Consider the following 21,216-nt stretch of genomic DNA (forward strand, 5'->3'; position numbering starts at 1 on the left):
GCCCCGGACTCCGGGGGCGGCCGCCGGCCGCCGGTTGCCCGGCCCGCGGGGGCCCTGGTAGACCTTGCTGCGACCGCCGCCCGGCACCCCGGGCGGGCCGCCGAGCAGAAGCGAGTGACGGTGCCCCGCACCTCCCCCCGATCCGGCCCCCTCCCGGCCGCCGCCGGCGCGCTGGCCCTGCTGCTGGCCGCGACCGGCTGCGGCACCGCCGCCCGGGCCGGCTCCGGACCGCTGCCGTCCGCCCGCCCCGCCACCGCCGGCCCGACCGCCGACCGGATCGGCGCACTGTTCGTCGACGGCCCCGAAGGCGCCCGCGACTGCACCGCCGGCGTGGTGCACAGCCCCGGCCGGAACCTGATCGTGACGGCCGCGCACTGCGCGGCCCCCGGCGGCGTCCCGGTGGACGGCCTGGTGTTCGTCCCCGGCTACCGGGACGGCCGGGCCCCGCACGGGACGTGGCCGGTCACCAGGACGACCCTCGACCCCGAGTGGCAGGACGAACAGGACGAGGACCACGACGTCGCCTTCCTCACCGTCGCCCCCGTCGACGGCCGGCAGCTCGAGGACGCGGTGGGCGCCGACACGCTCGGCACCGGCCTCGGCTCCGGGCTGGACGTCACCGTCACCGGCTACCCCAACGAGCAGGACGCCCCGATCACCTGCCGGGCCCGCACCTCCTCGTACAGCGCCACCCAGCAGCGCTTCGACTGCGGCGGGTTCACCAACGGCACCAGCGGCAGTCCGTGGATCACCGACGCGGGCCGGCTGGTCGGGGTGATAGGGGGCCACCAGGAGGGCGGCCTCAGCCCGGACACCTCGTACAGCGTGGCCTTCGACGCGCACGTCGCCGACCTGTACCGGCGGGCCTCCGGCTGAGCGGGGCCCGGCCGGGGCCGGACCGGTCGGGCCGGTCGGGCCGGTCGGCTCGGGAAAACACGAAGGCCCCTCGGTCTCGCCGAAGGGCCCTCGCTCTGTACCGATCACCGCGACTTCCGGTGAAGCTCCCCCAATTGGACTCGAACCAATAACCTGCCGATTAACAGTCGGCTGCTCTGCCAATTGAGCTATGGGGGACCGTGCTCCTCCAATTGGACTCGAACCAATAACCTGCCGATTAACAGTCGGCTGCTCTGCCAATTGAGCTATGGAGGATCGTGCTTCCGCCTCGCCCACCCCGGTCTCCGGATCGCTCCGGGGCCCACGGTGCTCGCTGCGGGACATACATTAGCGCACTCAGGGGGGTGTTCCGCCAATCGCTTTGCCCGGCCCGCTCCCCCACCCCGGGCCCGCCCCCGCGGCGGGCCGGACCGGCGTGCCCCGCGCGCGCCCCGCGGTGCGGACGGGGATGCTGGTGCACGGCGGCTCCGGCTGGCCCGGACCCGCCACCGGCAGGGCGGTTCACGGCCCGGCCGGACGGGTAGACGCGGCACACAATCGCGCGGCGACGAAGGGTGGAACCCAGGCATGTGGAAGGTGTCGTTGATCGTGGGCCTCGGAATCGGGTACGTCCTCGGTACCCGGGCCGGGCGCGAACGCTACGAGCAGCTGGCCGGCGCGGCCCGGCAGGTGCGGGACAACCCCCGGGTGCAGGACGCGGCCGGGAAGGCCAAGCAGCAGGCGGGCGCGGTGGCCGGGAAGGCCGCCGGGGCGGTCGCCGACAAGGTCGGCGAGAAGCTCCCGAACGCGCTGACCGACCGCGTCCCGTACTTCGCCAAGCAGCACGGCGGGGACGACGACTGGGGCACCGTCCGCCCCTGAGCCGGCGGACGCGGTCGGGCGGGGGCGGGCGGTCGTCGGACGGGGTGGTTCCGGTACCGACTGGGCAACACTTGCGGCAGTCGGGCCCGCCCCGGGCGCCGACTGCGGCATGATCTCGGCATGGCCATCGTCGCGGGCATCGACAGCTCCACCACTCGCACCCGGATCGTCGCGTGCGACGCCGACACCGGCGCCGTCCTCCGGAAGGGGCGGGCCCCGCACCCGCTGCCCGAGGGCGAGGACGCCCGGAGCACCGAGGTCGACCCGCAGAGCTGGCTGCACTCGCTGGGCGACGCGGCCGCCGGGGGCCTGCTGGAGGGCGTCCGGGCGATCGGGGTCTCCGGCCAGCAGCACGGCCTGATCGGGCTGGACGCCGGCGGCGTGCTGGTGCGGCCCGCCCTGCTGTGGAACGACCCCCGCTCGGCGGGTGCGGCGGCCGCCCTGCTGGACGCGCTGGGCGGCCCGCAGCCCTGGGTGGAGGCGATCGGCGCGGTGCCGGGCCCCACGTACACCATCGCCAAGCTGCGCTGGCTGGCCGAGTTCGAACCGGTGTCGGCGCAGCGGATCGCCGAGGTGCTGCTGCCGCACGACTGGCTGGTCTCCCAGCTGCTGGGCGGCCCGAAGCGGCGCACCACGGACCGCGGCGACGCCTCCGGCACCGGCTACTGGTCGCCGGTCACCGGCGAGTACCGGCAGGACCTGATCAAGCTGGCGCTCGGCCACGAGCTGGCCGTCCCGGACGTGCTCGGCCCGGCCGAGCCCGCCGGGCACACCCCCGAGGGGCTGCTGATCTCGGCCGGCACCGGGGAGAACATGGCCGCCTCGCTCGGCCTCGGCCTGGGGCTCGGCGACGCGGTGGTCTCGCTGGGCGGCAACGGCACGATCTTCGCGGTGCACGACCGGGCGGTGGTCGACCCGTCCGGCCTGGTCTCCTCGTTCGCGGACGCCACCGGCCGGCACCTGCCGATGGTGGCCACCCTGAACGCCGCGCAGGTGCTGCGCTCCACCGCCGCGATGCTCGGCACCGACCTGGAGGGCCTGTCCGAGCTGGCCCTGCAGTCCTCGCCCGGCGCGTACGGGATGGTCTTCCTGCCGTACCTGGACGGCGAGCGGACCCCGAAGCTGCCGCACGCGGCGGGCACCCTGACCGGGCTGCGGGCCGAGTCGATGGCGCCGCAGCACGTGGCGCGGGCCGCCGTCGAGGGCATGCTGTGCAACCTGGCCGAGGCGCTGGACGTGCTGCGCGGGCACGGGGTGGCGGTGAACCGGGTGTTCCTGCTGGGGACGGCCGGACGGCTGCCCGCCGTGCAGCAGATCGCGCCGCAGCTGTTCGGGCTGCCCGTGGTGGTGCCCCCGCCGGGCGGCGACCACGCGGCGCGCGGCGCGGCCCGGCAGGCCGCCTGGGCGCTCGCCGGGACGCCCGAGCCCCCGCACTGGGAGCTGCCCGACCTGACCGTGCTCGCCCCCGACCAGGAGCACGACCTGGCGGTCGGCGGCGCGGTGCGCCAGCAGTTCGCGTCCCTCCGCGAGCAGCACCACCCGGAGACCGCCGCGTCCTGACCGCCGCCGCCCGGCCCCGTCCGACCCCGGTCCGGCCCCGGCTGCCGCGGGTGCGGGGGCGGTGGGCCGGTGCCACCGTGGAGGTTCCACGAGTGGAGGGACGGTTCGCCATGGCGTTGCACAAGGGACAGGGCGAGGAGGAGCGCAGGCTGCCGTTCAGCCCGCTGCACGTGCTGACCGATCCGCTGGGCGCGATGCAGCTCGCCCCGGCGCTGCACCGGCTGCCCCAGGTGCCGGTCCCGCCGGACGTCGCCTACCAGCTGATCCACGACGAGCTGATGCTGGACGGCAACGCCAGGCTCAACCTGGCGACCTTCGTCACCACCCAGATGGACGAGCACGCGGACCGGCTGATGTCCGAGTGCCGCGACAAGAACATGATCGACAAGGACGAGTACCCGCAGACCGCCGAACTGGAGCGGCGCTGCGTGGCGATCCTCGCCGACCTGTGGCACGCGCCCGACCCGGCGGCCGCGGTGGGCTGCTCGACCACCGGCTCCAGCGAGGCGTGCATGCTCGCCGGGATGGCGCTCAAGCGCCGCTGGACGGCCCGCAACGCCGACCGGTACGCCGCCGGGGCCCGGCCGAACCTGGTGATGGGCGTCAACGTGCAGGTCTGCTGGGAGAAGTTCTGCAACTTCTGGGAGGTCGAGGCGCGGCTGGTCCCGATGGAGGGCGAGCGCTTCCACCTGAGCGCCGAGGAGGCGGTGGCGCACTGCGACGAGAACACCATCGGCGTGGTCGGCATCCTCGGCTCCACCTTCGACGGCTCGTACGAGCCGATCGCCGAGATCTGCGCCGCCCTGGACGCCTTCCAGGAGCGCACCGGGCTGGACGTGCCGGTGCACGTGGACGGGGCGTCCGGCGGCATGGTCGCGCCGTTCCTGGACCCGGAGCTGGTGTGGGACTTCCGGCTGCCCCGGGTGGCCTCGATCAACTGTTCCGGCCACAAGTACGGACTGGTCTACCCCGGGGTCGGCTGGGCGCTGTGGCGGGACGGGGCGGCGCTGCCCGAGGAGCTGGTGTTCAAGGTCAACTACCTGGGCGGCGAGATGCCGACCTTCGCGCTGAACTTCTCCCGGCCGGGGGCGGAGGTGGTCGCCCAGTACTACGCCTTCCTGCGGCTCGGGTTCACCGGGTACCGCGCGGTCCAGCAGGCCTGCCGGGACGTCGCCGGGTACCTGGTCAAGGAGATCGCCGGGCTCGGGCCGTTCCGGATGATCACCAAGGGCGACCAGCTGCCGGTGTTCGCGTTCACCACCACCGACGGCTGCCCGTTCGACGTGTTCGACGTCTCGCGGCGGCTGCGCGAGCGCGGCTGGCAGGTGCCCGCGTACACCTTCCCGGAGGGGCGGACCGACCTGGCGGTGCTGCGGGTGGTCTGCCGCAACGGGTTCACCCGGGACCTGGCGGACCTGCTGCTGGCCGACCTGCGGCGGCTGCTGCCCGAGCTGGAGCGCCAGCCCGCGCCGCTCGGCGAGCTGGGGATGCCCCGGCGCAGCGGCTTCCACCACTGAGCCGCTGCGGCTGCTGACGGGCCGGTCGGGCGGGGTTGGTCGGTCCGGGTTGTGGCGGGCGGGGTGGGCCTGGGCGGGTCGGACTGTGGCGGGGCGGGGTGGGTCAGTCGAGGTAGCCGCGGAGCTGGTCGGCGAAGGCGTGGTCGCGGAGCTTGCCGAGCGTCTTCGCCTCGATCTGGCGGATCCGCTCCCTGGTCACGCCGAACAGGTGGCCGATCTCCTCCAGGGTGCGGGGCCGCCCGTCGTCGAGGCCGTAGCGGAGCTGGACCACCTGGCGCTCGCGCTCGCCGAGGGTGGCCAGCACCGCCTCCAGGTGCTCGCGCAGCAGCAGGAAGGCGGCGCTCTCCGCCGGGGAGGCGGCGTCGGCGTCCTCGATCAGGTCGCCGAGGGCGACGTCGTCCTCCTCGCCGACCGGGGTGTGCAGGGAGACCGGCTCCTGGGCCAGCTTGAGGACCTCCCGGACCCGCTCCGGCGAGAGCTGCAGCGCCTCGCCGACCTCGGCGGCGGTCGGCTCGACGCCGCGCTCCTGCAGCAGCGAGCGCTGCACCCGCAGCACCCGGTTGATCAGCTCCACCACGTGCACCGGCACCCGGATGGTGCGGGCCTGGTCGGCGAGGGCGCGGCTCATCGCCTGGCGTATCCACCAGGTGGCGTAGGTGGAGAACTTGTAGCCGCGCGCGTAGTCGAACTTCTCCACCGCCCGGATCAGGCCCAGGTTGCCCTCCTGCACCAGGTCGAGCAGGGTCAGGCCGCGGCCGACGTAGCGCTTGGCGACCGAGACCACCAGGCGCAGGTTGGCCTCGATCAGGCGGCGCTTGGCGATCCGGCCCAGCACGACCAGCCGGTCCAGGTCGCCGAGCAGGCGCTCGTCGGCGCCCGGGACGCGGTCCAGCGCCTCCTCCGCGAACAGGCCGGCCTCGATGGTGCGGGCCAGCTCCACCTCCTCGACGGCGGTGAGCAGCCGGATCCGGCCGATCTCGCGCAGGTACTGGCGCAGCAGGTCGGCGGCCGGGCCGGTGCCCTCGTCCAGGGCGGGTTCCGGCGGCTCGTCGGCGAGCTCCTCGGCGGTGGGCTCTTCGGCGGTGGGTTCTTCGGGGGCGGGGTCTGGCGCGGTGGGTTCTACTGCGACGGGGCCCTGGGGGGTGGGGCCGGTGGTGTGCTCGGGGTCGGGCGGGCCGGGCTGGGGCGGGATGGCGGTGTCCCGGGCGGGACCGGTCCGGGGCTGGCGGGCAACGGAAAGCTCCACGGGCATCCCTCCAGGGGCCGCGCGCGGCCTGGGGGTTGCCGCGCCACACCCGAGGGGATACCCAGCGCGGCGGGCCCGGGCACCTGCGAGCGGCGGTGAGGTGGCCGGGTGGCACCCGGCGGGCTGGCGGGTGCCGGGAGTTGACGCCGGGTCAGAGCGCGGCGGCGCCGCGGGAGCGGAGCTGCTGGCCGTACTGCTGCAGGGCCCACAGCTCGCTCTGCACCGGGTGCTGCTGCTCGGCGGTGGCCCGGTCGCCGAGCCGGCGCAGGTGGGCGCGGACCTCGTCGATCCGGCGGTCCACGGCCTGCAGCCGGAGCTTGACCAGGAACTCCCCCGCGTACAGCTGGTCGGCCTTGCGTCGGGAGCGGATCGGCTCGACGGTCAGTTCGGTGACCAGGCCGCGCACCTGGTCGTCCGGGCTGGCCTCGCGGACGGCGGCGGTGAAGTCGGGCAGGCCCGCGCCGTACGCGGTGCCGCCGACCTGGCCGATGGCGCGGCGGACGGCTCGGTAGGGCGGGGTGGGGAACTCGTCCTCGCCGTACTGGTCGAAGGCCGGGCTGACCAGTTCGGGGTGCTGGAGGGCGAGTTTGAGCAGCTCGCGCTCGACGAACTGGGCCGGGTCGCGCGGGTTGAGTCGGAACACCGGCCGCTCGGGGCGGGCGGGCGGCTGGGCGGCGTCGGGGCGGCGCAGGGTGCGCTGCTGGCCGTTCTGCTGGTTCTCGCGCTGCCAGCGGGCCAGTTGGGCGATCCGGTTGACCACGAAGCGCTCGTCCAGGATGCCGACCATGCCGGCCAGTTGGACCGCGTACTCGTGCTGGATCGAGCGGTCCTTGATCTTGACGATGATCCCGGCGGCCTCTTCGAGGGCGGCGGCGCGGCCCTCCGCGGTGTCCACCCGGTGCCGGGCGACGGCCGAGCGGAGCGCGAACTCGAACAGCGGGACGGGGTTGTCCACCAGGGTGCGGACCGCCTCGTCGCCCTGGGCCAGGCGCAGTTCGCACGGGTCCATGCCGCCCGGGGTGATGGCGATGGAGGTGCGGGCGGCGAACTTCTGGTCGTCCTCGAAGGCGCGCAGGGCGGCCTTCTGGCCCGCGGCGTCGCCGTCGAAGGTGAAGACCGTCTCGCCGCGGTAGGTGGAGGTGTCCATCAGCAGCCGGCGGATGATCTTGATGTGGTCCTCGCCGAAGGCGGTGCCGCAGGTGGCGACCGCCGTGGTGACGCCCGCCAGGTGGCAGGCCATCACGTCGGTGTAGCCCTCGACCACCACCGCCCGGCCGGACTTGGCGATCTCCTTGCGGGCGAGGTCGATGCCGTAGAGGACGTTCGACTTCTTGTAGAGCGGCGTCTCGGGGGTGTTCAGGTACTTCGGGCCGTTGTCGTCCTCGCGCAGGCGGCGGGCGCCGAAGCCCACCACGTCGCCCGAGCTGTCCCGGATCGGCCAGACCAGGCGGCCCCGGAAGCGGTCGATCAGGCCGCCGCGCTGGCCCTGCGAGGCCAGGCCGCCGACCGAGATCTCCTTGTCCGTGAAGCCGCGGCCGCGCAGGAAGCGGACCAGGTGCTCCCAGCCGACCGGGGCGTAGCCCACCCCGAAGTGCTTGGCGGCGGCCTCGTCGAAGCCCCGCTCGGCCAGGAAGCGGCGGCCGATCTCCGCCTCCGGCGTGGCCAGTTGCTCCTGGAACCAGGCGGCCGCCACCTTGTGCGCCTCGACCAGCCTGGTCCGCTCGCCCTGCTGGTGGCGCGGACTGTAGCCGCCCTCCTCGTAGCGCAGGGTGATGCCCGCCTGGGCGGCCATCCGCTCGACCGCCTCCGCGAACGAGCAGTGCTCGATCTTCATCAGGAAGGTGATCGTGTCGCCGGACTCGCCGCAGCCGAAGCAGTGGAAGACGCCCTTGCCCGGGTGCACGTAGAAGGACGCCGACTTCTCGTCGTGGAACGGGCAGACGCCCTTCAGCTGCGCGCCGCCGCCGGCCGCCAGCTGCACGTAGTCGCCGACCACGGCGTCGATCGGCAGGGCGGCACGCACCGCCTGCACATCCTCGTCCCTGATCCGACCGGCCACCGGGAAAGTCTACGGGAGCGGGTGTGACAGTCCGGGCCCGCCGGTTCGGGGGCGGCCGGTGCGGGCCCGCCGGATCGGACGCTAGCCGACCAGCTTCGCGTGCAGGGCGAGGGCGGAGGCGTCGGTGAGGGTGGCGATCTGGTCGATCACGGTGCGCAGCGCGGCCCGGTCGTCCTCGGCCTCCGCGTACTGGGCGGCGAACACCGGGTCCAGCTGGTGCGGGGCGTCGGCCATCAGGGCGTCGGCCAACTCGGCGATCACCACCCGCTGGCGGGAGCGGAGTTGGGCCTGCTCGTCGCGCTGCATCACGTACCGGACGGCGACCGCCTTGAGCACCGCGCACTCCAGCCGGACGCTGCGCGGGACGACCAGCTCGGCCGCGTACCGGGTGAGCGGGCCGGGGCCGTAGCGGGCCCGGGTGGCCTGCTCGGCGGCCAGGCAGAAGCGGCCGATCAGCTGGCTGGTGAGGTCCTTCAGGCCGGCCCGGGCGCGGGCGGTGCCGTCGTAGCCGGCCGGCCACCAGTCCTGGGCCTGCAGACGGTCGAGGGCCTCGCCGAACTCCTCCGGCCCGGCCCCGGGGACGAACCGCTCGGCGGCCCGGAACAGCTCGGCGCGCTCCTGCGGGGAGCGCAGCGCGGCCGGGTCGACGTGGCCGGCCTGCAGGCCGTCCTCCACGTCGTGGGTGGAGTAGGCGACGTCGTCGGACCAGTCCATCACGGTGGCCTCGAAGCACTTGCGGCCGTCGGGCGCGCCGGTGCGCAGCCAGCGGAACACCGGCAGGTCGTCCCCGTACACGCCGTACTTGGTGGAGCCGGGGTCGGCGGGGTGCTGCCCGCGCGGCCACGGGTACTTGGTCGCGGCGTCCAGCGCGGCGCGGGTCAGGTTCAGGCCGACGCTGCGGCCGGGCCACGGGGCGAGCCGGACCTCGGGCTCGTCCAGCGGGGCGAAGCGCTTGGGCTCCAGCCTGGTCAGGATGCGCAGCGACTGCGCGTTGCCCTCGAAGCCGCCGCACGCCCGGGCCGCCTGGTCGAGCGCCTCCTCGCCGGTGTGGCCGAACGGCGGGTGGCCGATGTCGTGGGCCAGGCAGGCGGTCTCCACCAGGTCCGGGTCGCAGCCGAGCGCCGCGCCCAGCTCGCGGCCGACCTGCGCGCACTCCAGCGAGTGCGTCAGCCGGGTGCGCGGGAAGTCGCTGCGCATCGGGGCGACCACCTGGGTCGTCCCGGCCAGCCGGCGCAGCGCGGCGGAGTGCAGCACCCGGGCGCGGTCGCGCTGGAAGGCGGTGCGGCCGGGCCGCTTGTCGGGCTCGGGCACCCAGCGCGCCTCGGACTGCGGATCGTACGGAGCGGTGTTCTTCATATGCCAGTCACCGTACGCCGGATGACGGACATTCGGTCCTGCGCCGCGCGAACGGGAGCGCGAACGGGAAGTGGCGGGTGGGCGGCGGTGGCGCGGGTGGGCGGTGGTGGCGCGGGTGGTGGGAGCGGGTGGTGGGAGCGGCCGTTCGAAGATTGCAGAGGATTCTCTGCAAAGAGGTCTATGCAGAGAGTTCTCTGCAACCTACGCTGGACCCATGAACGAGCACCGCCCCGAAGACCCGTCCACCGTCGCACCCGTCCCCGCCGGGGCGCCGCGCCGCAAGCTCGACGCGGGTTCGCTGCGCGGGCTCGCCCACCCGCTGCGGATGCGGCTGCTGGACGAGCTGCGGTTGAACGGGCCCGCCACCTCCGCCCGGCTGTCCGAGCGCACCGGCGAGTCCACCGGCACCATCAGCTGGCACCTGCGGCACCTCGCCGAGCACGGCTTCATCGAGGAGGAACCCGGCCGCGGCACCAAGCGGGAGCGCTGGTGGCGCGCCGTGCCCGGCGCCATCGTGCTGGCCGCCACCGACTTCGACCAGGACCCGACCTCGCGGGCCGCGCTCTCGGTCTACCAGGCCGAGAACCTGCGCCGGCAGTTCCAGCGGGTCGCCGACTCGATGGCCGCCGAGTGGGAGGGCGAGTGGCGGGGCACCGGCAGCGTCTCCGACTGGAGCAACCTCCGCCTGACGCCCGCCCAACTCCAGGCCCTCATCGACGACCTGGCCGCCGTGGTCGCCCGCCACACCCCCGACCCGGACGCCGCCCCCGACCCGGCGGCGCGACCGATGATCGTCCAGATCCAGGCGCTGCCCCGAAAGGAATCCGACCGGCCATGACCGCACCCGCCTCCGCCGACCGCCCTGACGACCGCCCCGCCGGTGGGCCCGCCGACCGCTCCGTGACCGACGCCGGTGCCGCGCCCGCCGGGCTGCTGCGGCGGCACCGCGACTTCCGGATGCTGTGGGTCGGCGAGACCGCCAACAAGTACGGCTCCGCGGTCACCGGGCTGGCCCTGCCGCTGATCGCGGTCAGCACCCTGCACGCGAGCACCCTCCAGGTCGCTCTGCTCGGCGCCGCCGGCTGGCTGCCCTGGCTGCTGATCGGCCTGCCCGCCGGGGTGTGGGTGGACCGGCTGCGCTGCCGCCCGATCATGCTGGTCTCGACCGCCGCCTCGCTGCTGCTGTACGCCACCGTCCCGCTGGCCGCGCTCGCCGGGGCGCTGACGCTCTGGCACCTGCTGGCCGTCGCGCTGCTCGCCGGGGCCGCCGGCGTGTTCTTCCAGACCGCGTACACCGCGTACCTGCCGCAACTGCTCGACCCCGCCGACCAGTCCGAGGGCAACGCCAAGCTGCACGGCAGCGCCTCGGCCGCGGGCATCGCCGGGCTGGGCAGCGGCGGCCTGATCGCCCAGCTGGCCGGACCGGTCAACGGGCTGCTGGCCAACACCGCGACGTTCCTGCTCTCGCTCTGGTGCACCGTCCGGATCGGCCACCGCGAGCCCGTCCGGAGCGAGCGGCCCCGCCGGGCGCTGCGGCAGGAGATCGGCGAGGGCCTGCGCCTGCTGGCCTCCGACGTCTGGTTCCGCACCTTCGCGCTGTTCGGCGCCGCCTCCAACCTGGTCCTGACGGGCTACCAGTCGCTGCTGGTGGTCTTCCTGATCCGCGAGGTCGGCGTGAGCGAGGGCACCGTCGGCCTGCTGGTCGCGGCGGCCTCCACCGGCGGCATCGTCGGCGCGGCCGTCGCCCGCCGGATCGCCGCCCGGCTCGGCACCTCGCGGGCCATGCTGGTGCTGGAGTTCGCCCTGCCCGCGCTGACCGTCCTGATCCCGCTGACCGGCCGCGGCGCCGGGCTGGCCTGGTACCTGGTCGGCGGGTTTGGCGCCTCCTGCGGGGTGGTCGCCGGGAACGTCATCAAGGCGACCTTCCAGCAGCGCTACTGCCCGCCGGAACTGCTCGGCCGGCTCTCCGCCAGCAGCGCGGTGCTCAACTTCGGTTCCATCCCGCTCGGCGCGCTGCTGGCCGGCGTCCTCGGCACCCAGCTCGGGGTGCGGCCCGCGATGTGGCTGATGACCGTCGGCGTGCCGCTGGCGGCGCTGATCCTCTGGTGCTCGCCGATGCGCCGCGTCCGCGACCTGCCCACCGAGCGCCGGGCACCGGTCGGCGGCAGCGCGGCGCTGCCGCCGGTGGCGATGCGGGCCGCGACGGGCGGGGCGGTCGGGAAGGGCGGAGCGCCCGGGAAGGACGGGGCAGCAGCCGACAAGGGCGGGGCAGTCGGCAAGGGCCGGGTTTCCGGGAAGGGCCGGGTTGCCGGGAAGGGCGCTGCGGCCGGTGGCGGGGTGTGCGCGCTCGACGCGGGCTGAGGGGGCGGAACGGGCCGGAGGCAGCCCGGTGGTGGCCGGTTGGTGGTGCCCGGTGAGGGTGTGGCGGTGGGGGTCAGCCGGCCAGCCGGACGGGGCGGCTGACGCAGGACTGGTAGCGCTCCAGGACCAGCCGGGCCAGGGCGGGGTGGTCGCCGAGCGGGGCGGAGGTCAGGGCTCCGCCGGCTGCGGCGGCCAGGCGGGCGAAGTCCCCCGGTGCGGTGAAGTAGGAGGCGACGGCGACCCGCGGGTGGCCCTCGGCGGTGAGTTCGGCGACCCGGGCGGCCACGCTGGGGCCGCCCGCCGCCACGTATCCCGGCCGGACGGTGACGCCCAGGCGGGCCGCGAGCAGTTCGGCCTGCGTACCGGTGTCCCGGGCGGCGTCCTGGTCGCGGGAGCCGGAGGCGGCCAGGACCACGGGCTCCCCCCGCCAGCCGGCCGCTTCGAGGCGGTCGGCCAGGGCCTCGGTGAGCAACGGGTCCGGTCCGAGCGGCGGGGCGCACTCCCCCGCCAGGTGCGGTGCGGCGGACAGCGTCCGGGGGATGTCCGTCTTGCTGTGGTAGCCGCGGCTGAGCAGCAGCGGCACCAGGACCACCCGGCCGCTCAGCTCGTCCAGCACCTCGGGCAGCAGCGGGTCGTTCAGGCCGAGGTGTCCGAGCCGGATGTCCAGCTCCGGGCGGGCCCGCCGCAGCCGGGCGTGCAGCCGGCCGAGTTCGGCGGACGCGGCCGGGTCGTGCGAACCGTGCGCCACCAGCACCAGGGCCGGGCGGCGGGCCGCGTGCAGCACCCGCAGCGGGGCGAGACGGCCGGGAAGCTGTGTGGTGGTCATACCGCCACCTTGCCGGACCCCTGTTTCGGCCCGGTTGCCCGCCGGTCACGGTCGGTTTCCCCGCCCTCATCCGGAGGGCCCGCGGGGGTGAGCGCGGCCCGCCACCCGGTCTCGATGCTGGTGACGCGCCCGTACGGCCTGCGGTCTGCGGGGCGCGATCCGCGACTCACGGCCGGTGGTTCACGGCCGGTGGTTCACGGGCAGCGTTCTGCTCGGGCCGGTGCTTCTGGCGTCCTGGCCGCTCCGGGCTGCCGGGGGACGCGCACGGGGAGCGGCGGTGCGGTGCGGGGTCGGCCGTCCCCGGTGGGTGCGGTGGACGTGGCGGGGAGGGGGAGGGCGGTGGGGACGGCGGCCGACCACGGTGCGGCGGGGACGGCGTCCGGTTCCCAGCCGTTGCCGCGCAGCGTGGCCGCCGTGGTGGGCGTGTCCGTCCCGGTGGCGGAGCGGGTCGGCTGCTCCCCCTGCTCGTCGAGCAGCATCAGCGCCTCCCGGTGGGCCAGCGGGTCGCCCGCCTCGGCGGCCCGGCGGTACCACTCCACGGCGTGCTGCGGCCGGCGGCGCTCGGCGAGCATCCGGGCCGCCGCGAGCAGGGCGTCGCGGTCGCCCTCGTCCGCCGCCCTCCCGTACCAGGTGAGCGCGTCGTCGATCCGGCCCCGGCTCTCCAGCATCTCGGCGGCCTCCCGGACGGCCGGTCGGTCGCCGCTGTCGGCGAACCGCTGCACCCAGGCGACGGCCCGGTCGTCGCAGGTCGCGCCGGACAGCATCCGGGACGCCTCGCGCAGCCGCTCCGGCTCCGGGCGGTCGGTGGAGCGCAGCAGCAGGGTCGCCTCGAAGAACCGGCCGGCCTCCTTGAGCAGTTCCACCGCCTCGTCCAGCCGCACCGGCCCGGGCCGGTCGGCGGCGGGGGCGGGCACCGGTGTGCCCGGGCCGGCGCCGGGACGACCAGGGTCGGCCTGACCGCGGGTGGCCGGTACCAGGTGCGGCGCCGGGTCGGTGGGTGCGGGCGGCTGCGGTGCGAACCGGCCGAGGCCCGGGGCGAGCGGAGCGGTGGCGGCCGGGGCGGGCACGGCGGGACGGCCGCCGGCCGCGAGGGCACGCCGGTACCAGCCGGCGGACTCCCGGGCGCGGCCCAGTTCGCCGAGCAGGCGGCCGAGTTCGCGCATCGCGTAGACGTCGCCGCGAGCGGCGGCGCGTTCGTACCAGCGGACGGCGCGGGTGCGGTCGCCGTGCCGCTCCAGCAGGTCGGCGGCCTGGAAGAAGGCGGCCTCGCAGCCGGCTTCGGCCGCCTTCCGGTACCACTCCAGCGCGCCGTCCGGGTCGCCGTCCCGCTCGCACTGCTCGGCGCGTTCGCGCAGGGCCTGCGGGTCGCCGATGTGCGCGTACCAGGGCAGGTTGCCGTACTGGCCGTGCCGGGCGAGCAGGGCCGCGGCCTCGTGCCAGGCGCTCTCGTCGCCGGACCCCGCCGCGCGCTCGTACCAGGCGGCGGCCTCGTCTATCCGGCCGGCGGCCTCCAACGTCCGGGCCGCCTCGTGCACGCCGGCCGCCGTTCCCATCGCCCAGGCCCGCTCCCACCAGGCGACCGCCCGGTCGATCCGGCCGGCCGCGGCACAGAGCCGGGCGCAGTCGGCGGCGGCCTCGGGGTGCCCGTCGGCGGCGGCCCGTTCGAACCACTCCAACGCCTGGTCGGGGCGGCCGAGTTCGACGAGCAGGCGGCCGGCCCGGTGGCGGGCGGTGGGGTGGCCGGACCGGGCCGCCTCCTCGAACCGGTGCAGCGCCGGTGCGATCTCGCCGTGCCGGCCGAGCAGTTCGGCGCCGCGGCAGTGGGCGTCGGCATCCCCGTGCTGGGCGGCCCGGTCGTACCAGTCGACGGCCTGGGCGAACCGGCCGTCCCGTTCCAGCAGTTCCGCCGCCCGGACGGCCGCCTCCGGCACGCCCCGGTCGGCTGCCGCGCCGTACCAGTCGGCGGCCTCGGCGGTGCGGCCCGCTTCGGCGAGCAGGTCGGCGCCGGCCGACAGCGCGGTGGGGTCGCCCGCTTCGGCGGCCGAGGCGCAGAGGCCGACCGCGATCCGGGTGAGCCCCCTGGTGGCCGCCGACCGCGCGAGGGCGGACCGGTCGGCGGGGTGGGCGTACCGGGCCAGGCACTCCCACAGCCCGGCCGGGACGGTGCGTCCCTCCCGCTCCGGCCGCAGTTGGCGCACCAGGGCTTCGGCGATCCGCACCTCGGGCCCGCCCGCCGTCGCGGCCCGGGCCGTCTCCGCCCCGCGGGTCGCCGCGACGCCGTACGGTGCCCGGTCGGCGGCGGGCCGGCCGTCGGTGGTCCGGTTGCCGGTGGTGTCGCCGGTCGTCAGGAGCGCGCCCGTTCCGGGGACCGCCTTGCGCAGGTAGGCCAGCCCGTCGGCCACCCAGCCGGGGCGGAGGGCGTTGCGCTCGCGGGACGTCAGGTAGTGCGGGGCGGACGCGGCCAGCAGCGCCGCCGGCAGGACCGGGCGGTGGCCGAGGCGGACCGCGTCCAGCGCCGCGTCGACGACGGCGCGGGCGGCAGGTGGCGCCGAGCGGTAGCGGTTCACCAGCCGTGTCCCGGCCGGGCCCGGACCGCCTGCGGTGCCTGCGCCTGCGCTCCGGCGGACGCCGCCGGTGCCGACGGCCGCCGTCGACCGGACCCGGTGGCCCGCACCGTCGGCACCCCGGACGGTCACCGAGCGCCGTACGGACTGGCAGGGCGTGCCGCCGGTCGGCTCGTGCGACGGGCGGTCGGTCTGCGACTGGGTGAGCTGGGCCCGGAGGCGGTCGGCCTCCAGCAGGGCGGCCCAGTAGCGGGCGGGCCGCACCGGTCGGCCCGCGGCGCGGGCCAACTCCCCGGCGACCAGGGCGAGTCGGTCCGCCTCGCGGGGCACCGAGCGTCCGGACAGCCAGCCGTGCAGGGTGGACGGGCCGATGCCGCCGATCCGGGCCAACCGTTTCTGGGTGATCGTCCGGCCGCCGGCCCGGCGGGCCTCGGCCCAGAGCAGCAGGAGTTCGCGCAGCACCGCGGAGTGGGCCGCCCGGCCTCTCATCTGCACGTCTGTTGTCATGCCAGCTCCCGGCCGGACTCGGACCGGATCTTCGAATCCGCTCCCCTGCGTGCAGGGTACGCACTCCCGTACCCCCTCGTACCGAGTTCTCCGCGAATCGCGTCCCGGATCGGCGGTCCCGCCCCGCGCGGGGCCGGCACCTGCTAAGGGGACCCGGCCGGGGAGGCCCGGGCCGGGCCGGGGAGCGGCCGCTCTCACAGCCGGTGCCCGGTGTCGCTGAGGCCGAAGTTCCGGCGGTGAAACAGCGCGGCACCGGTCGGGAAACACCCCCCGCGCATGCTCGGTGCCACGACAGCGACCGGGTCACGGGCCATCGGAGGCCCGCCCGGTCGGGCCTCCGGCGGGACCGGAGGTGCGCCGCACCGCGGGCCGACCGCGGCTCGCCGGCGCCAGGTCGGCCCGCCAGCTCCGACTGCCACCGTCCGGAGCGCGATCTCGGAGGGACTTCCCGATGACCACCACCAAGCCCACACTGCTCCTGGTCGGCTACGGCATGGTCGGCCACCGCTTCCTGGAAGCCCTGGCCGACACCGGGGCGGCCGCCCGCTACCGGGTCGTCGTCCTCGCCGAGGAGCCCCGGCCCGCCTACGACCGGGTCGGCCTGACCTCCTACTTCTCCGGCCGGAGCGCGGACGACCTGCTGCTCGCCGAGGAGGGATTCACCGATCGGCACGGGTTCGAGGTGCACCTCTCCTCCCCCGCCGTCTCGCTCGACCCGGCGGCCCGGACCGTCACCACGGCCGCCGGGCGCACCCTCTCCTACGACACCCTGGTGCTGGCCACCGGCTCCTACCCCTTCGTTCCCCCGGTGGACGGCCGGGACGCCGAGGGGTGCTTCGTCTACCGCACCATCGAGGACCTGCAGGCGATCGAGTCCTACGCGGCCGGGGCCCGGGTCGGTGCGGTGGTCGGCGGCGGCCTGCTCGGGCTGGAGGCCGCGGGTGCGCTGAAGGGCCTCGGCCTGGAGACCCACGTGGTGGAGTTCGCGCCGCGCCTGATGCCCGTCCAGGTCGACGACGCGGGCGGCACCGCACTGCGGCGGACCATCGAGTCGATGGGCGTGGTCGTACACACGGGCATCGGCACCAAGGCGATCACCGTCGCCGAGGGGCGCGCGGTCGGCATGTCCTTCACCGACGACTCCGAGCTGGCGACCGACCTGGTGGTGTTCTCCGCCGGGGTCCGCCCCCGCGACCAGCTGGCCCGCGAGGCCGGTCTGACGGTCGGTGAGCGCGGCGGCATCGCGGTCGACGAGCACTGCCGGACCTCCGACCCGCACGTCTTCGCCATCGGCGAGTGCGCCCTCGCGGTGGACGGCCGGGTGTACGGCCTGGTCGCCCCCGGCTACGAGATGGCCGTCTCGGTGGCGCGGCAGCTCGCCGAGCAGGCCGCGCAGCCGTTCACCGGCGCGGACCTCTCCACCAAGCTCAAGCTGCTCGGCGTCGACGTGGCCAGCTTCGGCGACGCCTTCGGCCGGACGCCCGGCTCGCTCGACGTGGTCTACTCCGACTCCCGTTCCGGCGTCTACAAGAAGCTGGTGGTGACCGGCGAGGGGGCGCTGCTCGGCGGCATCCTGGTCGGCGACGCCTCGGCCTACGCCACGCTCCGCCCGCTGGCGGGCACCGGGCGGCCGCTGCCCGTCCCCGCCGAGTCGCTGGTGCTGCCGGCCGGCGCGGACACCGCCGTCTCGCTCGGCAGTTCCGCGCTGCCCGACGACGCGGTGATCTGCAGCTGCAACAACGTCACCAAGGGCGCGATCCGGGCGGCGGTCACCGATCACGAGTGCACCACCGTCCCCGAGGTGAAGAAGTGCACCCGGGCGGGCACCAACTGCGGCTCCTGCGTGAAGCTGCTCGGCACGATCGTCACGGACGAGCTGGAGGCCGGCGGCGTCGAGGTAGACCGCGGTCTGTGCCCGTGCTTCGCCCACACCCGCGCCGAGCTCTACGAGATCGTCCGGGTCAAGCGGGTCGCCACCCACCGCCAGCTGCTCGCCGAGCACGGCCGGGTGCCGGAGGGCGCCGAGGGCTGCGAGGTCTGCAAGCCGACGGTCGCCTCGATCATCGCCTCGCTGGCGCCCGAGCTGGAGGCCTCCGGGCACATCCTGGACGGCGAGCAGAGCAGCCTCCAGGACACCAACGACCACTTCCTGGCGAACCTGCAGAAGAACGGCTCCTACTCGGTGGTGCCGCGCATCCCCGGCGGCGAGATCACCCCCGACAAGCTGATCGTGATCGGCGAGGTGGCCCGGGAGTTCGGCCTCTACACCAAGATCACCGGCGGTCAGCGGATCGACCTGTTCGGCGCCAGCGTGGACCAGCTGCCGATGATCTGGAGCCGGCTGGTCGCGGCCGGCTTCGAGTCCGGCCACGCGTACGGGAAGTCCCTGCGCACCGTGAAGTCCTGCGTCGGCTCCACCTGGTGCCGCTACGGCGTGCAGGACTCGGTCGCCATGGCGATCCAGCTGGAGCTGCGCTACCGGGGTCTGCGCTCGCCGCACAAGCTCAAGTCGGCGGTCTCCGGCTGCGCCCGCGAGTGCGCCGAGGCCCGCGGCAAGGACTTCGGCGTCATCGCCACCTCCAACGGCTGGAACCTGTACGTCGGCGGCAACGGCGGTGCCACGCCCCGGCACGCCGACCTGCTCGCCCAGGACCTGGACGACGAGCAGCTGGTCCGCCTGATCGACCGGTTCCTGATGTTCTACATCCGCACCGCCGACCGGCTGGAGCGCACCTCCGCCTGGCTGGAGCGGATCGAGGGCGGTCTGGCACACGTCCGCGAGGTGGTGGTCGAGGACTCGCTGGGCATCGCCGACGAGCTGGAGTCGCTGATGGCTCGCCACATCGGCGACTACCAAGACGAGTGGGCGGCGACCCTGGCCGACCCCGACCGGATGCGCCGGTTCGTCTCCTTCGTCAACGCCCCCGGAGTGCCCGACCCGAGCATCCGGTTCGTCCCCGAGCGCGACCAGGTCAAGCCCGACCTGGTGCTGCTGGCCAGCGCGGAGCAGTTGCTCGCCGCCCTCGACTCCGACCGTTCCCCGTTCCCGGCCGCCCGCATCCTGGAGGAAGCCCGATGACCGCCACCGCCTCTGCCACCCGGATCGAACTCCTCTCCGCCTCCGGCTGGTCCCCGGTCTGCGACTGGGACCTGCTGGTGCCCGGCCGCGGCATCGCCGTCCTGCTGCCGGACGGCCGCCAGGTGGCCGTGTTCCGCGACGGCAACGACCGCCTCTACGCCGCCGACAACCGCGACCCGTTCACCGGCGCGTACGTCCTCTCCCGGGGCCTGCTGGGCTCCACCGCGGACGGCCGGATCTACGTGGCCTCGCCGCTGCTCAAGCAGCGCTTCGACCTGGTGACCGGGGAGTGCCTGGACGACGAGGACGTCCGGATCGCCGTCCACACGGTCCGCGCCGCCTGATCCGGCGGACTGCCCGGTCCGGCGTGCTGCCCGACTGACCCCGTCCCAGGTCTCGTCCCTGACCTCGTCCCCGTCGTCCCGCCGACGGGGACGAGGTCAGTGCTGCTGTCCGAGCGCGGCCAGGACGGCGGCGGCCATGCCCTGCTGCCCCTGGGCGTTCGGGTGGATCGGGGCCAGCCCCTGCCCGGCGGCGAGGGGCTCTATCCAGCGGGTGCCGGCGGCCTCGCACATGTCGTGCCCGGTGGACGGGGCGTAGGTGTCGACGAAGGCCACCCCGGCGGCCTCGGCCCGCTGCCGGAGCATGCCGTTCAACTGCCGCTCCTGTTCGACGACGAAGCCGATGTCGGCGCCCGAGATCCCGTCGCCCAGGGTCTCGGCGCAGAGGGTCGGGTCCTGCGGCAGCAGGGCCGGGTACCCGACGAGCAGCACCCTGGCCTGCGGGGCCCGCCGTCTGACCTCGTCGAGGGCCGCGGTGAGCCGCTCGCCGGTGTCCGTCATCCGCCGCTGGACCTCGCCCTGCCCGGCGCCCGTCGTGTAGTACGCCCGGCAGGGCGCGGCGTCGCCGTGGCCGGTCAGGCTGTGCCGGACGTTCTCGACCGCGCAGCGGCCCAGGACGTCGAGGAAGCCGGCGTCGTTGCCGCCGATCCCGAGCGTCACCAGCCGGGTGGCCGCACCGAGCGCGGCCAGCTGCGGCGGGTTGGTGCCGTCGTCGGTGCGCTGGGCGGCCGTCAGGTCTCCGGTGCGCGCGCCGCTGCAGCTGACGTCGGTGAAGTCCTTGAGGTCGAGCTGCCGGGCCACCAGGGACGGGTAGTTGGCGCCCGAGCGGCCGCAGCCCTGCGGGGCTCCGCCCTGGGGCGGGATCCGCAGGCCGGCGGTGTAGGAGTCGCCCAGTGCGACGTACGGGCCGGTGACCGGGGTGGCGGAGGGCGTCGGCGAGGCCCGGTCGGGCTGCGGGGCCGGGGATGTCTTCCCCGCGCCGCACCCGGCGGTGCCGATCAGGGCGGCCCCGATCAGGGCCGCCGCCGCGGCCCTCCTCCGGTGGCGCACCTACTCGGCGCCGCGCTCGTGCTCGGCCAGGAACTCCTCGAACCTCCGGCCGAGTTCGTCGGCCGAGGGGAGGTCGCTGGACTCGGCGAGCAGGCTCTCCCGGTCGACGGCGCCGGAGACCGCGTCGTACTGGCCCTCCATGCCCTGGATCGCCGAGCGCAACTCGCCGTCGCCCTGGGAGAGCTGGTCCTCGATCTCGGCGTAGACCTCGTTCACCCGGGCGCGCAGTTCGCTGCCGGGCAGGACCAGGCCGGTCGCGGACTGGACGGCCTCCAGGATCGTCACCGCGGCGGCCGGGTAGGTCGAGCGGGCGATGTAGTGCGGCACGTGGGCGGCGAAGCCCAGCACGTCCTGCCCGGCCTCGGTGAGCCGGTACTCGACCAGGGCCTGGGCGCTGCCGGGCACCTGGGCCTGGTCGAACCACTTGGGGTGGCCGGCCGCCAGGTCGACCCGGTTGCCGTGCGGGGTGAGGCCGACCGGGCGGGTGTGCGGGACGCCCATCGGGATGCCGTGGAAGGAGAGCGCGAGCCGGACCTCGAACCGCTCCACCAGGTCGCCGACGGCGGCCGCGAACAGCTCCCACTCGGTGTCCGGCTCGGGGCCGGAGAGCACCAGGAAGGGCGCCCCCACCGAGTCGCGCACCAGCTGGAGCAGGATCTCCGGCGGGTCGTAGTCCGTCCAGCTCTCGCGGTCGAAGGTCATCGCGGGGCGGCGGGCCCGGTAGTCGACCAGCCGGTCGTGGTCGAACCTGGCCACCACCTGCGGGGACCCCTGCTCGAGCAGGTGTGCCACGACCTGGCCGCCCGCCTCGCCGGCGTCCATGAAGCCCTCGAGGTGGTACAGCAGCACCAGGCCGGTACCGGCCTCGGCGGCGGCCCGCGCCGCCGCCAGGGCGGTCACGCCCTGGGGCTCCAGCTCGTACAGCTCCTTGGGATCACGCACGGCGCACCCATCCCCGTTCCGTCTCGTCGTCTCGGAATGCTTTCGGATCT

The 21,216-nt window shown here is 75.3% G+C and carries 15 protein-coding genes and 2 tRNA genes; 8 read left to right on the forward strand and 9 right to left on the reverse strand.

The genetic code is table 11. The features are described from left to right. Positions 1–120 precede the first annotated feature (120 nt). Positions 121–876, forward strand: coding sequence for a serine protease (locus IH44_RS0107265; protein WP_030458584.1), 756 nt, complete (start codon positions 121–123; stop codon positions 874–876). A 125-nt stretch (positions 877–1,001) separates the two neighbouring features. Here IH44_RS0107265 and IH44_RS0107270 read toward each other — a convergent pair. After that, positions 1,002–1,074: transfer RNA gene (locus IH44_RS0107270), tRNA-Asn, on the reverse strand. A gap of 5 nt (positions 1,075–1,079) precedes the next feature. After that, positions 1,080–1,152, reverse strand: a tRNA-Asn gene (locus IH44_RS0107275). Between the two features lie 333 nt (positions 1,153–1,485). Between IH44_RS0107275 and IH44_RS0107280 the strand changes: the two genes are divergently transcribed. The 3 genes from IH44_RS0107280 (at position 1,486) to IH44_RS0107290 (ending at position 4,835) form a co-directional block, all read left to right on the forward strand. Next, positions 1,486–1,758, forward strand: coding sequence for a hypothetical protein (locus IH44_RS0107280; protein ID WP_123818482.1), 273 nt, complete (start codon positions 1,486–1,488; stop codon positions 1,756–1,758). A gap of 120 nt (positions 1,759–1,878) precedes the next feature. Next, a complete protein-coding gene (locus IH44_RS0107285) occupies positions 1,879–3,318 on the forward strand; it encodes an FGGY family carbohydrate kinase (protein ID WP_030458586.1) in 1,440 nt (479 codons plus the stop codon). A gap of 110 nt (positions 3,319–3,428) precedes the next feature. Next, positions 3,429–4,835 (forward strand): glutamate decarboxylase, encoded by a 1,407-nt coding sequence (locus IH44_RS0107290; protein ID WP_030458587.1) that lies wholly within the window; start codon positions 3,429–3,431, stop codon positions 4,833–4,835. Positions 4,836–4,938: 103 nt separating this feature from the next. Here IH44_RS0107290 and IH44_RS0107295 read toward each other — a convergent pair whose 3' ends face one another. From IH44_RS0107295 to IH44_RS0107305, 3 genes are all read right to left on the reverse strand, one after another. Further along, the gene (locus IH44_RS0107295; protein WP_030458588.1) at positions 4,939–6,087 is read right to left on the reverse strand and encodes an RNA polymerase sigma factor; all 1,149 of its coding nucleotides are present in this window, start codon (positions 6,085–6,087) and stop codon (positions 4,939–4,941) included. Between the two features lie 145 nt (positions 6,088–6,232). Beyond that, positions 6,233–8,140 carry a DNA primase gene (gene dnaG / locus IH44_RS0107300; RefSeq protein WP_030458589.1) on the reverse strand — a complete coding sequence of 636 codons (1,908 nt, stop codon included), beginning with the start codon at positions 8,138–8,140 and terminating at the stop codon, positions 6,233–6,235. 81 nt (positions 8,141–8,221) lie between these two features. Further along, a complete protein-coding gene (locus IH44_RS0107305; protein ID WP_030458590.1) occupies positions 8,222–9,496 on the reverse strand; it encodes a deoxyguanosinetriphosphate triphosphohydrolase in 1,275 nt (424 codons plus the stop codon). Between the two features lie 214 nt (positions 9,497–9,710). On the opposite strand from IH44_RS0107305, the gene IH44_RS0107310 reads away from it, so the two are divergent. After that, positions 9,711–10,334: a transcriptional regulator gene (locus IH44_RS0107310; RefSeq protein ID WP_030458591.1), complete on the forward strand. Its 624-nt coding sequence runs from the start codon at positions 9,711–9,713 to the stop codon at positions 10,332–10,334. A 119-nt stretch (positions 10,335–10,453) separates the two neighbouring features. Then, a complete protein-coding gene (locus IH44_RS0107315) occupies positions 10,454–11,857 on the forward strand; it encodes an MFS transporter (protein WP_232794854.1) in 1,404 nt (467 codons plus the stop codon). 73 nt (positions 11,858–11,930) lie between these two features. Here IH44_RS0107315 and IH44_RS0107320 read toward each other — a convergent pair whose 3' ends face one another. Both IH44_RS0107320 and IH44_RS0107325 read right to left on the reverse strand, forming a co-directional pair. Beyond that, positions 11,931–12,683, reverse strand: coding sequence for a sirohydrochlorin chelatase (locus IH44_RS0107320; RefSeq protein WP_030458593.1), 753 nt, complete (start codon positions 12,681–12,683; stop codon positions 11,931–11,933). A gap of 194 nt (positions 12,684–12,877) precedes the next feature. Continuing rightward, entirely contained in the window at positions 12,878–15,754 is a 2,877-nt protein-coding gene (locus tag IH44_RS0107325) for a tetratricopeptide repeat protein (RefSeq protein WP_157852179.1), read from the reverse strand. Between the two features lie 451 nt (positions 15,755–16,205). Between IH44_RS0107325 and nirB the strand changes: the two genes are divergently transcribed. Next, positions 16,206–18,833, forward strand: a complete 2,628-nt coding sequence (gene nirB, locus IH44_RS0107330) for a nitrite reductase large subunit NirB (RefSeq protein ID WP_035954255.1) — start codon at positions 16,206–16,208, stop codon at positions 18,831–18,833. Next, positions 18,830–19,177 carry a nitrite reductase small subunit NirD gene (nirD, locus tag IH44_RS0107335; RefSeq protein ID WP_030458596.1) on the forward strand — a complete coding sequence of 116 codons (348 nt, stop codon included), beginning with the start codon at positions 18,830–18,832 and terminating at the stop codon, positions 19,175–19,177. Before nirB ends, nirD begins: the two co-directional genes overlap by 4 nt. 96 nt (positions 19,178–19,273) lie before the next feature. Here nirD and IH44_RS0107340 read toward each other — a convergent pair whose 3' ends face one another. Together IH44_RS0107340 and IH44_RS0107345 are read right to left on the reverse strand one after the other, a co-directional pair. Next, on the reverse strand, positions 19,274–20,224 hold the full coding sequence (locus IH44_RS0107340) for an SGNH/GDSL hydrolase family protein (protein ID WP_051816644.1): 951 nt from the start codon (positions 20,222–20,224) through the stop codon (positions 19,274–19,276). Beyond that, positions 20,225–21,166 carry a PAC2 family protein gene (locus IH44_RS0107345; protein ID WP_030458598.1) on the reverse strand — a complete coding sequence of 314 codons (942 nt, stop codon included), beginning with the start codon at positions 21,164–21,166 and terminating at the stop codon, positions 20,225–20,227. Positions 21,167–21,216: the final 50 nt, after the last annotated feature.

Origin of the sequence: Kitasatospora sp. NRRL B-11411, assembly GCF_000721345.1 — a bacterium.
GTDB lineage: Bacteria > Actinomycetota > Actinomycetes > Streptomycetales > Streptomycetaceae > Kitasatospora > Kitasatospora cineracea.

What these genes read in the sequence shown, in the direction of transcription:
- IH44_RS0107305 (WP_030458590.1), bottom strand. Translation starts at nt 9,496, where the DNA reads ATGAAGAACACCGCTCCGTACGATCCGCAGTCCGAGGCGCGCTGGGTG.
- IH44_RS0107325 (WP_157852179.1), bottom strand. Translation starts at nt 15,754, where the DNA reads ATGACAACAGACGTGCAGATGAGAGGCCGGGCGGCCCACTCCGCGGTG.
- IH44_RS0107295 (WP_030458588.1), bottom strand. Translation starts at nt 6,087, where the DNA reads ATGCCCGTGGAGCTTTCCGTTGCCCGCCAGCCCCGGACCGGTCCCGCC.
- IH44_RS0107310 (WP_030458591.1), top strand. Translation starts at nt 9,711, where the DNA reads ATGAACGAGCACCGCCCCGAAGACCCGTCCACCGTCGCACCCGTCCCC.
- IH44_RS0107290 (WP_030458587.1), top strand. Translation starts at nt 3,429, where the DNA reads ATGGCGTTGCACAAGGGACAGGGCGAGGAGGAGCGCAGGCTGCCGTTC.
- nirD (WP_030458596.1), top strand. Translation starts at nt 18,830, where the DNA reads ATGACCGCCACCGCCTCTGCCACCCGGATCGAACTCCTCTCCGCCTCC.
- IH44_RS0107320 (WP_030458593.1), bottom strand. Translation starts at nt 12,683, where the DNA reads ATGACCACCACACAGCTTCCCGGCCGTCTCGCCCCGCTGCGGGTGCTG.
- nirB (WP_035954255.1), top strand. Translation starts at nt 16,206, where the DNA reads ATGACCACCACCAAGCCCACACTGCTCCTGGTCGGCTACGGCATGGTC.
- IH44_RS0107285 (WP_030458586.1), top strand. Translation starts at nt 1,879, where the DNA reads ATGGCCATCGTCGCGGGCATCGACAGCTCCACCACTCGCACCCGGATC.
- IH44_RS0107315 (WP_232794854.1), top strand. Translation starts at nt 10,454, where the DNA reads ATGCTGTGGGTCGGCGAGACCGCCAACAAGTACGGCTCCGCGGTCACC.